Below are 12,654 nucleotides of genomic sequence, written 5' to 3'. Positions count from 1 at the left end.
CCGCCGCCGCGCGGCCTGACCAACAAGGAGTTTTTCCATGGCAAGCACAACAACCCTGCCGCCGGCGCCGGCTTCGAAGTCCGGGTCACGCAGCGACGAGCGGATGGGGCGGCGCAGTCCGTTCCAGAAGCTTCTGGGGCGCCCCGAGGTAGGTGCACTCGTCGGTGCTGTGGTCCTCTTCATCTTCTTCTCGCTCGTCTCCAGCACCTTCCTGACGCCGAGCGCCTTTTCGACGGTGCTGTACGGGTCCTCGACAATCGGGATCATGGCGGTGGGGGTGGCGCTGTTGATGATTGGCGGCGAATTCGATCTCTCCGCAGGTGTTGCAGTGATCTCGTCCGCGCTCACGGCCTCACTGTTCAGCTGGTACTTCTCGACGAACATCTGGGTGGGTGTCGTGCTGGCGCTCGGGGTCTCCCTCGGAATTGGATTCATCAATGGCTACATCCTGATCAAGACCAAACTGCCGAGCTTCATCGTCACGCTCGCAACCTTTCTGATGCTGACGGGCCTCAACCTCGCCCTCACGCGGGCAGTCGGCGGGAGTGTGTCCTCGCCGTCGATCGCCACCATGGACGGTTTCGCATCCGCCCGGGCCATCTTCGCCTCAAGCATCAACATCGCAGGCATCGAATTCAAGAACACGATCTTCATCTGGATCATCCTGGTCGCGGTGGCCTCATGGATCCTGCTGCGCACCAAGGTCGGCAACTGGATCTTCGCCGTGGGCGGCGACGCGAACGCGGCCCGCGCCGTCGGAGTGCCCGTCACCAAGACCAAGATCGGCCTCTTCATGGCCGTGGGCTTCTGTGGTTGGATCCTGGGCATGCACAATCTCTTCGCCTTTGATGCAGTGCAGTCCGGTGAGGGTGTCGGCAACGAATTCCTCTACATCATCGCCGCGGTGATTGGCGGCTGCCTGCTCACCGGAGGCTACGGCTCGGCCGTGGGCGGGGCGATCGGTGCCTTCATCTTCGGCATGGCCAACAAGGGCATCGTCTATGCCCAGTGGAACCCCGACTGGTTCAAGTTCTTCCTCGGGCTCATGCTGCTGCTGGCCACCATCGTCAACCTCATCGTCAAGCGCCGAGCAGAACTCAAGTAAGGGGCCAGGCCAATGAATGCCAAACAGATCGACCAGCAGACGCTGCTCAAAGATGAAAAAGATCCACTGACCCATACGCCCGTCCACCTGCTCTCGCTCGACGGCGTGGGAAAGCACTACGGCAACATCATCGCCCTCCGCGATGTCACCATGGCCGTGGACAACGGCCGCGTGACCTGCGTGCTGGGCGACAACGGCGCCGGCAAGTCCACGCTGATCAAGATCATTGCCGGCCTCCACCAGCATGATGAGGGCGTGCTGCACATCATGGGCACCGAACGAAAGTTCAGTTCCCCCAGGGATGCATTGGACGCGGGCATCGCCACGGTCTACCAGGACCTCGCCGTCGTCCCGCTCATGCCGATCTGGCGCAACTTCTTCCTCGGATCCGAGCTGACCACCGGCTGGGGCCCGTTCAAGAGCATGGACGTCCAGAAGATGAAGGACATCACGCTGGCGGAACTGGCGGCGATGGGCATCGACCTGCGCGACGTCGAACAGCCCATCGGCCAGCTCTCCGGTGGCGAGCGCCAATGTGTCGCAATTGCCCGCGCCGTGTATTTCGGGGCCAAGGTGCTGATCCTTGACGAGCCGACGGCGGCCCTGGGCGTGAAGCAGTCCGGTGTGGTGCTGCGCTACATCCTGCAGGCCCGCGACCGCGGGCTGGGGGTCATTTTCATCACCCACAACCCGCACCATGCCTTCCCCGTGGGCGACAGGTTCCTGCTGCTCAAGCGGGGCAAGTCGATCGGCTACTACGACAAGAAGGACGTCACCCTCGAGGAGCTGACGGCCCAGATGGCCGGCGGTGCGGAACTGGCCGAGCTGGCCCACGAACTCGCAGAGCTGGGTGGCCACAGCGACGTCGTCCAGGAGGTCCAGGCCGAAGTGGCCGAAGTTGCCGAGGTGGCCGGAGTGTCCAGCCAGCGGCAGGGCTGAGCCACGGCGTGAACCCCCGGTTGGCGGCACTGGTGCCGGCAGTCGGGGGTTTTGCCGTGCGGCTACGGGATCGCCGGCCCTCCGGGCGGCTCGCACTGGGGTGCCGCCGTGGTCCCGCCGGGTTCCAGATAGGGCGCCACCACCTCGTGGACCACGGGTCCGCCGTCGATCCTTGAGACGGCGGCCTGGACGGCCCGGGCAGCCAACTGCGCCCCGTCCTGGCCGATCGAGGTCAGGTTGATGTGCCCAAGCCGGGCCAGCCGCGAGTTGTCGTAGCCCACCACGGAGATGTCCCCGGGGACGCTGAGGCCGGTCTTGCCGAAAACATCCAGCACCCCCAGGGCGCAGCGGTCGTTGAAGACGACGACGGCGGTGTGCGGTTCCGCTCCGGGGCGCCGGGCGCCGTCCAGGAGCTCCCGGGCGGCCCGGGAGCCATCGGCCTCGCTGGGCCCCCCGGAAACGACGGCGGCGGACGGACCCCAGCCCTGGAGGTGCATGAACTCCAGATAGGCCTGGCGGCGGGCGGCGGAGCCGACGGCCGAACCGCCGTCGATGTGGGCAATCCGGTGGTGCCCCAGGGACCGCAGGTGCTCCATCGCCAGGGAGATTCCAGCCGCCTCGTCGGTGGAGACGCTCCCGACGGCGCCGGCACGCAGGGGGTGGAGCAGGGAGACCACCGGCAGTCCCAGTGCGGCAAGGACCTCTTCCGGCGTTTCAGGGGAGAGCAGGATCAATGCCTCGGCCCCCAGATCCAGCAGTGATTCGATGGCTTGCTGCTCGCTGCGCCGGGGGCCGGTGGCGCTGAGCGTAATCCCATACCCGGCCAACTCGGCGGCCTCGTAGAGCAGCTCCACGAGTTCGGCCTGGTAGGGCTCGGTGACGTTGAATGCGACGCCCAGCATGGCGGTGCGGCTGCTGCGGAGCAACCGGGCACGGGTGTCGCGGCGGTAGCCGAGGTCCGCGGCGGCCGCCAGGACCCGTGCCCGCGTTGCCTCGCTGGCTCCGGTGGCACCACGGATGACGATCGACACGAGGGCCCGGGAAACGCCGGCTGCCGCTGCGACGTCGGTCATGGTGGGGCGGGGTGTGGCTGCCACGTGATCTCCTGGTGCGCTGGATGCTCGTTCAACCATGCTACTAGATCGATCTAGATATTTCCCGGAGGCTGTGCGAGACTGGCATTAACCCCGCTTGCTAGATCGATCTAGTTGTGCGCGTGCAGCAACCCAAACGAGGACCAACCGAGGAAAGGACGGGCCCATGGCCTACATCGAAACAGAGCCAACGGCAGGAGAGCCGCCAGTACGGCTGGGGCTGGTGGGCTCCGGCTGGATGGGCGCCTTCCATGCCGAGAGCATTGCCCGGCACATCCCGGGCGCCACCCTGGCGGCCATCGCGGACCCGGCGCTGGAGGCGGCCAGTGCGCTGGCCGCCCGGCTGGGCGTCGCCAAGGTGACGGCGGACGCCGCGGACCTGCTCGCGGATCCGGCGATCGACGGCGTCGTCATCGCCAGCCCGGCCCGCTTTCATGCGGAGTTGATTGCCCAGGCGGCCCGGGCCGGAAAGCACGTCTTCTGTGAAAAGCCGGCGGGCCTGGCACTGCCGGAGCTGGATGCAGCGCTGGCCGAGGTGGAGTCCGCCGGAGTGGTTTTCCAGATTGGCTTCAACCGGCGCTATGCCGAGGACTTCGCAGCCGCCAAAGCCGACATTGCCGCCGGTGTGGTGGGCCGGCCGCAGCTGCTGCGCTCGCTCACCCGCGATCCCGGCACCGGCAGCATTCCCCAGGCGGGGCGCACCCCGGCGTGGACCATCTTCCTGGAAACCCTGATCCACGATTTCGACACGCTCAACTGGTTCAACGAGGGCGCCGAGCCGGTGGAGATCCATGCCCTGGCCGATGCGCTGGTGGAACCGGCATTCAAAGCGGCCGGATTCCTGGACACTGCTGTGGTGACCATCCGCTACGGCAACGGCGCCCTGGCCGTGGCGGAGGCCAGTTTCAGTGCACTCTATGGCTACGACATCCGGGGTGAGGTGTTTGGGTCCCGAGGGATGGTCCAGGCCGGCCGGGCGACGGAAACCGCGGCCCGCCGCTACACGGTGGAGGGCCTGTCCGCGGCAACCCCGCGGCTGAACATTGGGCTCTTCCGCGAGGCGTACATCGGCGAGCTGGCGGACTTCGCAGCCACCATCCGCAGCCGCCGCGAGGGTGCGGCAGCCCCCGCTGGAACGGCGGCTCCGGGACCGGAGGATGCGCGCCGGGCACTGCGCATGGCGCTGGCCTGCATCGAATCCGTCCAGCAGGGCACCCCCGTCCGGCTCGACCGGTTGCCTGCCGGAAAGGGTGCCTGATGCGCTTGGCCGCCTGCGCGGAAATGCTCTTTACGGAGCTGCCCTTTGTGGAGCGGGTGCGGCGCATCGATGACCTGGGCTTCGACGTCGAATTGTGGGACTCGCGCCCGAAGGACATCCCCGCGCTCAAGGCCACCGGCGCCGTCTTTTCCTCGATGACCGGGTACAGCGCCGGCTCCCTTGTGGACCCGGACACGGCGGACGAGGTGGTCCGCACCGCTGCGGAGCTCATTCCCACGGCATTGGAACTGGGGATCAGCCGCATGGTGGTCCACTCCGCCGAGCTGGTGGACGGGCAGGCCGCCCGGCCGGTCTTTCGGTCCACGGGGACCATGTGGGCCACCGGGGCACGGACGCTGCAGCGGTTGGGGGAGCTGGGGGCTGCGCACGGTGTGACGTTCTGTCTGGAAAACCTCAACACAGTGCTGGACCATCCAGGGATCCCGCTGGCCCGGGCCAAGGACACCCGGGCGCTGGTCGAGGCGGCCGGCCACCCCAGCGCCCGGATGATGCTCGACCTCTACCACGCCCAGCTGGGGGAGGGGAACCTGATCGAACTGCTCCGCTCATCCCTGCCGTTTGTCGGCGAGGTCCAGGTGGCGGATGTGCCGGGCCGTTGTGAACCCGGCACCGGGGAAATCAACTATGCCGCGGTGCACCGCGCGCTGGCCGACGCCGGCTACACCGGCACTGTCGGGATGGAGGCATGGGCAAGCGCCGACAGCGAGGCTGCCCTGGCAGCCTTCCGGGGAGCCTTCAGTCCGTCGGCCGCATAGCCGGCCGCGGGGCTGCCGTGCTGCCGCGCACCTCCAGGGTGGGCGGCAGCATCTGGTCCTGCGGGACCGCGGAACCCGGGACCAGCCTGGCCAGCAGGATCTCGGCGGCCCGCTGCCCGGCCTCGCGGCTGGCATTGTCCACCGAGGTGAGGCTGATGCGGCGCAGCTGGGCCAGTGGGGTGTTGTCGTAGCCGGCCACGGATAGGTCCGCCGGCACGGCGAGGCCGAGTTCCTCCGCGGCGGAGAGCACGCCGAGGGCGGCCATGTCGTTGACGGCAAAGACGGCACTGGGGCGGTTCCGGCCGGAGAGCAGGCCGATGCCGGCCCGGTAGCCCTCCTCTTCCGTCAATCCACCGGCGGCAACCTGGACAAAGGACTCCAGCCCGGCCGTGGCCATGGACTGTTCATAGCCGCGTTGGCGTGCAGCACCGACGGCGGTGCCGGGGGCCGCCACGTGGGCAATGCTGCGGTGCCCGATCCCGATGAGGTGCTCCACGGCCAGACGGGCGCCTGCGCCGTCGTCGTTGGTGACGACTGTGACGTTGGGCCCCGGCGGGGAGGGTGCCCCCAGCACCACGGTGGGCACCTGGGCTGCGGCGGCGGCCAGCGAGCCACTGGGCGGCATGGTTCCCACCAGCACCAGGCCCTCGATGTTCATTTCCAGCAGCTTGCGGAGCAGGGACTCGCCGCTGCGGCTGTCCAACCGAAAGTCACCCATCAGCATTTGCATGCCGTGCTCGTTGAGCGTGGCGTTGAGCCCCTCGACGGCGCTGACGAACCAGGGGTTGCGCATGTCGTTGAGCACCACACCGACGGTGCGGCTGCGTGATTCGCCCATGGCCCGGGCTGCGGCATTGGGCCGGTAGTCCAGCTCCGCCATGGCTGTTTCCACAGCCGTCCGTTTGGCGGCGCTGACGTAGCCGGTGCCGCGTAGGACCAGGGAGACCACGGATTTTGAAACGCCTGCGCGCGCGGCGACGTCCAGGATGGTGGCGGCGCGGCGGGACGGGGGAGTGGACAATGGTTCCTCCAGTGGACAGGTCCAAGTCTGTGAACCCCAAAGTTTGTACTGACAAAGTGTTGACGCACCTGCGGGTGTGCATCTAGTCTAGCTTGCAGATAGTGGAACGTTCCATCATTTCATAGCCGCCAGCTGGCGCTCCTGTAGCAAAGGACCCCCATGACAGACCTCACCCTTGGCCTTGTTGGCGTTGGACGCATTGGCGTTCTCCATGCCCACAACATTCTGGCCCTCAATGAGCTGATGAAACCGCAGGGAATCACGGTCAAGCTGGCCGTGACGGATGTTGCCACCGATCATGCGCGCGCCGTTGCGGCGGGGCTCGGCGCAACGTTCCTGCCCTCCGTCGCCGACCTTGTCGCCTCCGGTGTGGACGGGCTGGTCATCGCCACGGGCACGGCCACCCACCCGGAGCTGATCAGGGCAGGAGTCGACGCCGGGATTCCGGTCTTCTGTGAAAAGCCCGTGGGCGTCAATGTGGCCGAGTCCATCCCCGTGCTGGCGTACATCAAGGCCAAGAGTGGCACAGTGCAGATCGGCCACCAGCGCCGCTTCGATGCCGGCTATCTGGAAGCAAAGCGGGCCTTCGACGCCGGCGAACTGGGCTGGATCCACTCGCTGCGCGCCGTCACCGGAGACATGGCGCCGCCGCCGGTGGAGTTCCTGGCCACCTCCGGCGGGCTGTTCCGCGACTGCTCCGTCCACGATTTCGACATCCTGCGCTGGCTGACGGGCCGCGACATTGTGGAGGTCTATGCACGGGGCTCCAACAATGGCGACCCGGCCATTGGCGGCGTGGGCGATGTAGACACCGCCCTCGCCATTGTTACCTTCGACGACGGCACGGTGGGCACGGTCTCGGCCACACGCTACAACGGCGCCGGGCATGATGTCCGGCTGGAAATCCAGGGCTCGCAAGGCTCATTGATGGTCGGACTGGACGAGAAGACGGCCTTGCGGTCCGCGGAGCAGGGTGTGGGCTTCCCGTCCGGCATGCCGCACCAAACCTTTGCCGAACGCTTCGAAACGGCCTACCGTGCCGAGCTCGCCGCGTTTGTCGAGCTGATCCTTGGCCGGCGCACCAATCCCTGCACCCCCGAGGACGCCGTCGCCGCCTCGAAGGTGGCTGACGCAGCCCAGGAATCCCTGGAGACAGGCGTTCCGGTGCGGGTCGCGCCTTAGTGGCGGGCAGTCTACCTCTCGCAGTGGGCCCGAAGCCTGGTGCTTCGGGCCCACTGCCGGCGGTGCTGTGGAGGTCCGGCTAGCTGCTGAACGGGAGGCGGGGATCGATGGCCGTGCTGTCCCAGGTCTGCCGGACCCAACCGTGGTGCGGGTCATCGCTGATCAGCCACTCGCGGACTGGGCCGGGGCCAGCCATGATGTTGAGGTAGTAGAGGTCGTAGCCCGGCGCCGCCATGGCCGGGCCGTGCCAGCCGTACGGGACCAGTACGGTGTCGCCTGTGCGGACCTCGGCATTGACATCGATCGGGCGCTCGTCTGAGGCGTACACGCGCTGGTAGCCGATGGCATCGGCGTCGGCGGGCGCTGGTGAACCGGCGGCTGTCCGGGTTTCGAAGTAGTAGATCTCTTCGAGGGCGGTTTCGCCTTCTTTTTCCTCATCGTGCTTGTGCGGCGGATAAGAGGACCAGTTGCCCGCGGGCGTGATCACCTCGCAGACAATGAATCTGTCTGCCTCCAGGGCCGCGGGGGTGCCGAAATTGTGCACCTGGCGGGAACAGTTGCCCGCGCCGCGCAATTCGACCGGGATGTCGGCCGCCGCGACCAGCCGGGTGGGGTAGTGGTTGCGCGCAGGCGCGGTGGCAATGGCCACCCTGCCGCCGTCGGCAGAGCTGATGGCCAGTGCCTTGTTGATGCCCGAATAGAGGACATCCGAAGGGCCGGTGAAGACCGAGGCGCGGCCCGCCAACTGGTGCTCCGTGCCGTCGACGGCAACGGTGAAGGCGCCGCTGAGGGGGATGACTATTCGTTCTTCGGCGGCGGATGGAAGCTCGACGGCGGCACCTGCCTCAAGTGTTGCCACCTTCAGGCCCGTGTGGGCCCAGCCATCCACCGTTAGCGCCGAATCGCTGGTGCCCAGGGAAACATCCCAGAGCCCGTCGCGTGCATCACCTAGTTGGTAAACCCAGTTCGCCATAAGTTGTTGGTCTTCCTGCTAGCGCTGAACGAGTGTCATTTCAAAGCTGTAGTTGTCCGCCCGGTAGACGTGGTGGCCGGTTTCCACCATGCGTCCCTTGTCGTCCACGGCCGTGCGGTCCATGGTGACCAGGGCGGACCCAACCCCCGCCTCCAGCAGCGGAGCCTGGTAGTCGTTGGCCACCATGGCGCCAATGCGCTGGCTGGCCAGGCGGAAGTTGACGCCCGCGTTCCGCAGGATCCCGTATAGGCCTTGGCTGGCCAGCATGGCCTCGTCAATGGCCGTGATGTCGTCGCGGACCCAGTTCTCCATCAGGGCCAGCGGCTTGCCATCCACCTTGCGCAGCCGGGTGAAGTGGTACACCTTGGAGCCGGGCTCCAAGCCCAGGGATTCAAGCGTGGCCTGGTCCGCCTCCGTGTGGGAAAACGTCAGGACAGAGGTGCTGGGTTTGCTGCCGCGGGCGCTGAGGTCGTCGAAGAGGCTGGAGAGTTCCAGCGGACGGCGGACCTGGCTGGCCACCACCTGGGTGCCCACCCCGCGTTTGCGCACCAGCAGCCCTGACCGGACCAATTCGTCCATGGCCTTGCGCATGGTGGGGCGGGAAAGGTTCAGCTGGGAGGCAAGATCGATCTCATTGTCCAGCTTGCTGCCGGGAATCAGGACGCCGGTATGGATGGCCGCCTCGATGCCCTTGACCACCTGGTGGTACAGCGGAACGGGGGAGGAACGGTCAATGTTGAGGTTGAGCGAGTTGGCCATGGGGATCTCCTAGTGCATCGGCGCCGCAGAAAAGCGCGGCTCAGCCGAGACGGGCCGCCCTCTGTTGCCGTAGCCCATATCCTATTGTCAGTACAAAGTTATTGCAAGAGGTTGTCAATACATCAGCACACATGGTCCAAATTAGCGGACCCCGGGGATGTCTAGGGGCGGGCCGTGAGCGTCAGGACGACGGCCTCGGGGCGGCAGGCGAAGCGGAACGGCGCGAAGCGCGAGGTGCCGATCCCGCCCGAGACGTTGACCGGCGTCGTGCGCCCCTTGCTTTCCCACTCGGTGAGGCCCTTGGCCCGCCACGTAGGAAGGTCGCAATTGCTGACCAGCGCCCCGTAGCCGGGGACGCAGACCTGGCCGCCGTGGGTGTGTCCGGCCAGGATCAGATCCGCGCCGTCCTCGGTGAAGTGGTCAAGCACGCGCTGGTAGGGGGCGTGGGCGACGGCGATCCTCACATGCGGCGCCGAGTCCTGTCCGGCCGCCCCGCGGGGCCACCCCGCGTAGACCTCGCGCTTGAGGTGGGGATCATCGACGCCCGAGAAGTCGAAGCGGATGCCGTGCAGCGGCAGCGACTGGGCGCGGTTGGTGAGGTCCACCCAGCCGCCCATGCCGAACCCTGCATGCAGCGCCTGCGTGTCCAGAGGCACGGGGCCGCGCTGGGCGGCGCCGGGCAGCTTGGAAGGCCCGGCAAAGTAGCGGAACGGGTTCTTCAGCATCGGCGCGAAGTAGTCATTGGAGCCGGGCACGAAGACGCCCGGGAATTCCATCAACGGGCGCAGCGCCTCCAGCAGCGGCGGGATGGCCCGGGGGTGGCTGAGGTTGTCGCCGGTGTTGACCACCAGGTCCGGCTCCAGCTCGGCGAGGGACTTCAGCCAGTCCGTCTTCTTGTCCTGGCCCAGGCTCAGGTGGATGTCGGAGAGGTGCAGCACGCGCAGCGGAGCCGATCCGGCGGGCAGCACGGGCACCGTTTCATGGCGCAGCGTGAACCAGTTGCGCTCGATGAAGGTCCCGTAGGCCACACAGCCTGCGCCGGCGGCCAGCACCACCCCGGCCGTGCGGCCCAGCACCGCGGCCCTGCTGCGGGCAGCCACGGCTGCTAGTCCTTCTTGTCCGAGGAGTTGCTGGACGAGTTGCTTGAGGAATTGTCCTTGGTGTCCGTCTGCGTCTGCGCCGGGGCGGAGGGCTGCACCGGCGTTGTGGTGGCCTTGGACGGAGCGTTGACCATGCTGGCCGGCGGGCTCGGGAAGCCGCTGGTGTCGAAGTTGCCAGCGACGGCGTTCATGTACTGCTGCCAGGACTTGCCCGCATAGGTGGCGCCGTCAACGTAGTCGATGCGCTTGCCGGCGATGAGCAGGCCGTTGGAGGAGCGTGATCCCAGATCCAGGTTGCCCACCCACGAGGCGGTGGACAGGCCCTTGGTGAAGCCCACGGTCCAGGTCTGCTCGGAAACGTTGGTGGTACCGGTCTTGGCGCCGGCCGGGTACTTCAGCGGGATCTGGTAGCCGGAGCCCTTCTTGAGTACATCCTGCAGGGCCACTGTGACACCGGCGGCGACCTCGGGCTTGATGGTCTGCTGGCAGTTGGCGTTCGGCACAGGGTACTTGTTGCCCAGGTTGTCGGTGATCTCCAGCATGGCGATCGGGTCGCAGTGGATGCCGCCGGAAGCGAAGGTCGCGAAGGAGGCGGCCATGGTCATCGGGGACACCGGCTCGGCACCGATCAGGTTGGCTGTCTTGGACATGTCGTAGGGGCTCTTGCCGTCGCGGCTGTCATGGATTCCCGCGGCGGTCATCATCTTCTGGATATTGCAGAAGTCCAGCTTGGCTGCCTCGGCAAAGGTTGCCGTGTTGAAGGAGTTGTACAGACCCTCCAGCGCCGTCATCTGGCGGTAGAAGTCCGGGGAGGCATTCTGGAGGTCCTTGTCAGCGGCCGGGTTGGAGGAGTCGTAGACGCCGGTGGTGGTGCCACAGCTGTTCTTCCATTGGAAGGACGCCGGATAGCGGCGCGTCTGGCCGTTGACGATCTCATTGAGGGTGTGGCCGGAGTTCAGCCACTCGGCGAAGATGAAGGGCTTCAAGGTGGAACCCGCGGCGAAGCCGGGGGCACCGCCAAGCGAGCCGCCATTGCCGTCGTAGGAATCAACGTTGAAGTTGTAGTCGCTGCTCCACTGGCCCTCGGGGGCGTTGTACATGGTGTTCTGCGCCATGGCCAGGATCTGGCCGGTCCCCGGCTGTACGGAGACCATCGAGTGGCCCACCTTGTCCGGGTTGTTGTCCATCGGCAGGATGGTGTTGATCTGGGCCTGCATGGTGTCCTGCATGACAGGGTTGAGCGTGGTCTTGATCGTCAGGCCGCCCTGGTTGAGCAGCTTGTTCCTGTCGTCCACGGTGGCGCCGTACGCGGGATCGTTGGTGATCAGGTGCGTGATGTAGTTGCAGAAGTACTCGGCCCGGACGGCGGAGACGCAGCCGTTCTTGTTCTGGTGGATGTTCAGCACCAGGGGCGTGGCGATGGCCTCGTCGTACTGCGCCTTGTCGATCTTGTTCTGCTCGAGCATCTTGCCCAGCACCATGTCGCGGCGGGACTGTGCGTTCTCCGGGTTCACCACCGGATCGTAGAAGCTGGGGCTGTTGACCACGCCGGCCAGCACGGCGGCCTGGGCCAGGGTCAGATCCTTGGCATGCACGCCAAAGTAGTAGTCGCTGGCGGCTTCGATGCCGTAGTTGTTGTTGGCGAAGTAGACGATGTTCAGGTAGCCCTTCAGCACGTCGTCCTTGGAGTACTTCTTCTCCAGCGCAATGGCCAGCTTGATCTCGCGGACCTTGTCGCCAAGGCCCTTGTCCGAGCCCAGCTTGACCTCATCCGTTTGGCCGGCAGCGGCCTTGGTCTGGATGATCACGTTGTTCACGTACTGCTGGGTGATCGTTGAGGCGCCCTGGCGGCTTCCGCCCTGCACCATGGAGGCTGCGGCGCGCAGGATGCCTGTGGAGTCGATGCCGCCGTGCTCGTAGAAGCGGGAGTCCTCAATGGCGATGATGCCGTCCTTGATGAACGGGGACATCGCGTCCAGGCCCACCTCCACACGGTTCTGGTCGTAGAAGGTGGCCAGCTCGGAGCCATCGTTCGCCAGAATCTTCGTGGACTGGGCCGGCGCGCCGATCTCCAGTTCCCCCGGCAGATCATCAAAAAAGCTGATAGAACTGCTTGCGGTGTTTCCTGTGAGGGCGACGGCGGGAACCATCAGCCCCGCTACCAGGACACCACAAATGGCGCTCACACCAAGGAAAAGTACTAGCTTTCCCAGGGTGGTGGCGGTATCGAAAAGGGGGTTCTTCTGTGCTGCCATTTTTCCAGTTTACCGGCACGGGCTAATCTTTCTTTCATGACCAAATGGGAGTACGCCACGATTCCGCTCATCATCCACGCCACGAAGGCCATCCTCGACCAGTGGGGGGCTGACGGCTGGGAGCTGGTCCAGGTTGTCCCCGGGCCCGATGGAAACGGCCTGGTTGCCTACCTGAAGAGGGAGAAGGCATAG

General features: G+C 66.2%; 12 protein-coding genes. 6 read left to right on the top strand and 6 right to left on the bottom strand.

Annotated features, from left to right (window positions below; all coding sequences use genetic code 11):
* The first annotated feature begins 37 nt into the window (after window positions 1–37).
* Window positions 38–1,105: an ABC transporter permease gene (locus tag K254_RS0114930; protein ID WP_026556050.1), complete on the top strand. Its 1,068-nt coding sequence runs from the start codon at window positions 38–40 to the stop codon at window positions 1,103–1,105.
* Between the two features lie 12 nt (window positions 1,106–1,117).
* The gene (locus K254_RS0114925) at window positions 1,118–2,044 is read left to right on the top strand and encodes an ATP-binding cassette domain-containing protein (RefSeq protein WP_026556049.1); all 927 of its coding nucleotides are present in this window, start codon (window positions 1,118–1,120) and stop codon (window positions 2,042–2,044) included.
* A gap of 62 nt (window positions 2,045–2,106) precedes the next feature.
* Here K254_RS0114925 and K254_RS0114920 read toward each other — a convergent pair whose 3' ends face one another.
* Window positions 2,107–3,141 carry a LacI family DNA-binding transcriptional regulator gene (locus K254_RS0114920; protein WP_026556048.1) on the bottom strand — a complete coding sequence of 345 codons (1,035 nt, stop codon included), beginning with the start codon at window positions 3,139–3,141 and terminating at the stop codon, window positions 2,107–2,109.
* Between the two features lie 163 nt (window positions 3,142–3,304).
* Here K254_RS0114920 and K254_RS0114915 point away from each other — a divergent pair, with 163 nt between their 5' ends.
* Both K254_RS0114915 and K254_RS0114910 read left to right on the top strand, forming a co-directional pair.
* Complete coding sequence (locus K254_RS0114915) at window positions 3,305–4,396, top strand: Gfo/Idh/MocA family oxidoreductase (RefSeq protein ID WP_026556047.1); 1,092 nt, start codon at window positions 3,305–3,307, stop codon at window positions 4,394–4,396.
* Window positions 4,396–5,172 (top strand): TIM barrel protein, encoded by a 777-nt coding sequence (locus tag K254_RS0114910; RefSeq protein WP_026556046.1) that lies wholly within the window; start codon window positions 4,396–4,398, stop codon window positions 5,170–5,172. The genes K254_RS0114915 and K254_RS0114910 overlap by 1 nt, the downstream gene beginning before the upstream one ends.
* Here K254_RS0114910 and K254_RS23445 read toward each other — a convergent pair.
* Window positions 5,153–6,193, bottom strand: a complete 1,041-nt coding sequence (locus K254_RS23445; RefSeq protein WP_035750238.1) for a LacI family DNA-binding transcriptional regulator — start codon at window positions 6,191–6,193, stop codon at window positions 5,153–5,155. The genes K254_RS0114910 and K254_RS23445 overlap by 20 nt on opposite strands.
* Before the next feature lie 159 nt (window positions 6,194–6,352).
* On the opposite strand from K254_RS23445, the gene K254_RS0114900 reads away from it, so the two are divergent.
* A complete protein-coding gene (locus K254_RS0114900) occupies window positions 6,353–7,375 on the top strand; it encodes a Gfo/Idh/MocA family oxidoreductase (protein ID WP_026556045.1) in 1,023 nt (340 codons plus the stop codon).
* A gap of 79 nt (window positions 7,376–7,454) precedes the next feature.
* Here K254_RS0114900 and iolB read toward each other — a convergent pair whose 3' ends face one another.
* The 4 genes from iolB to K254_RS0114880 all read right to left on the bottom strand — a co-directional run bounded on the left by iolB (window position 7,455) and on the right by K254_RS0114880 (window position 12,462).
* Window positions 7,455–8,348 carry a 5-deoxy-glucuronate isomerase gene (gene iolB, locus K254_RS0114895; protein ID WP_026556044.1) on the bottom strand — a complete coding sequence of 298 codons (894 nt, stop codon included), beginning with the start codon at window positions 8,346–8,348 and terminating at the stop codon, window positions 7,455–7,457.
* Between the two features lie 18 nt (window positions 8,349–8,366).
* Entirely contained in the window at window positions 8,367–9,107 is a 741-nt protein-coding gene (locus tag K254_RS0114890; protein ID WP_026556043.1) for a GntR family transcriptional regulator, read from the bottom strand.
* A 161-nt stretch (window positions 9,108–9,268) separates the two neighbouring features.
* On the bottom strand, window positions 9,269–10,207 hold the full coding sequence (locus tag K254_RS0114885; RefSeq protein WP_026556042.1) for a metallophosphoesterase: 939 nt from the start codon (window positions 10,205–10,207) through the stop codon (window positions 9,269–9,271).
* 5 nt (window positions 10,208–10,212) lie between these two features.
* Complete coding sequence (locus K254_RS0114880) at window positions 10,213–12,462, bottom strand: transglycosylase domain-containing protein (protein ID WP_026556041.1); 2,250 nt, start codon at window positions 12,460–12,462, stop codon at window positions 10,213–10,215.
* A 36-nt stretch (window positions 12,463–12,498) separates the two neighbouring features.
* Here K254_RS0114880 and K254_RS25775 point away from each other — a divergent pair, with 36 nt between their 5' ends.
* Window positions 12,499–12,654 carry a DUF4177 domain-containing protein gene (locus K254_RS25775; protein ID WP_155848590.1) on the top strand — a complete coding sequence of 52 codons (156 nt, stop codon included), beginning with the start codon at window positions 12,499–12,501 and terminating at the stop codon, window positions 12,652–12,654.

This window comes from Arthrobacter sp. 35W, assembly GCF_000482545.1.
Classification (GTDB): Bacteria; Actinomycetota; Actinomycetes; order Actinomycetales; family Micrococcaceae; genus Specibacter.
The sequence above is the reverse complement of the archived record's forward strand: the minus strand, read 5'-3'. Positions and strand labels throughout refer to the sequence as shown.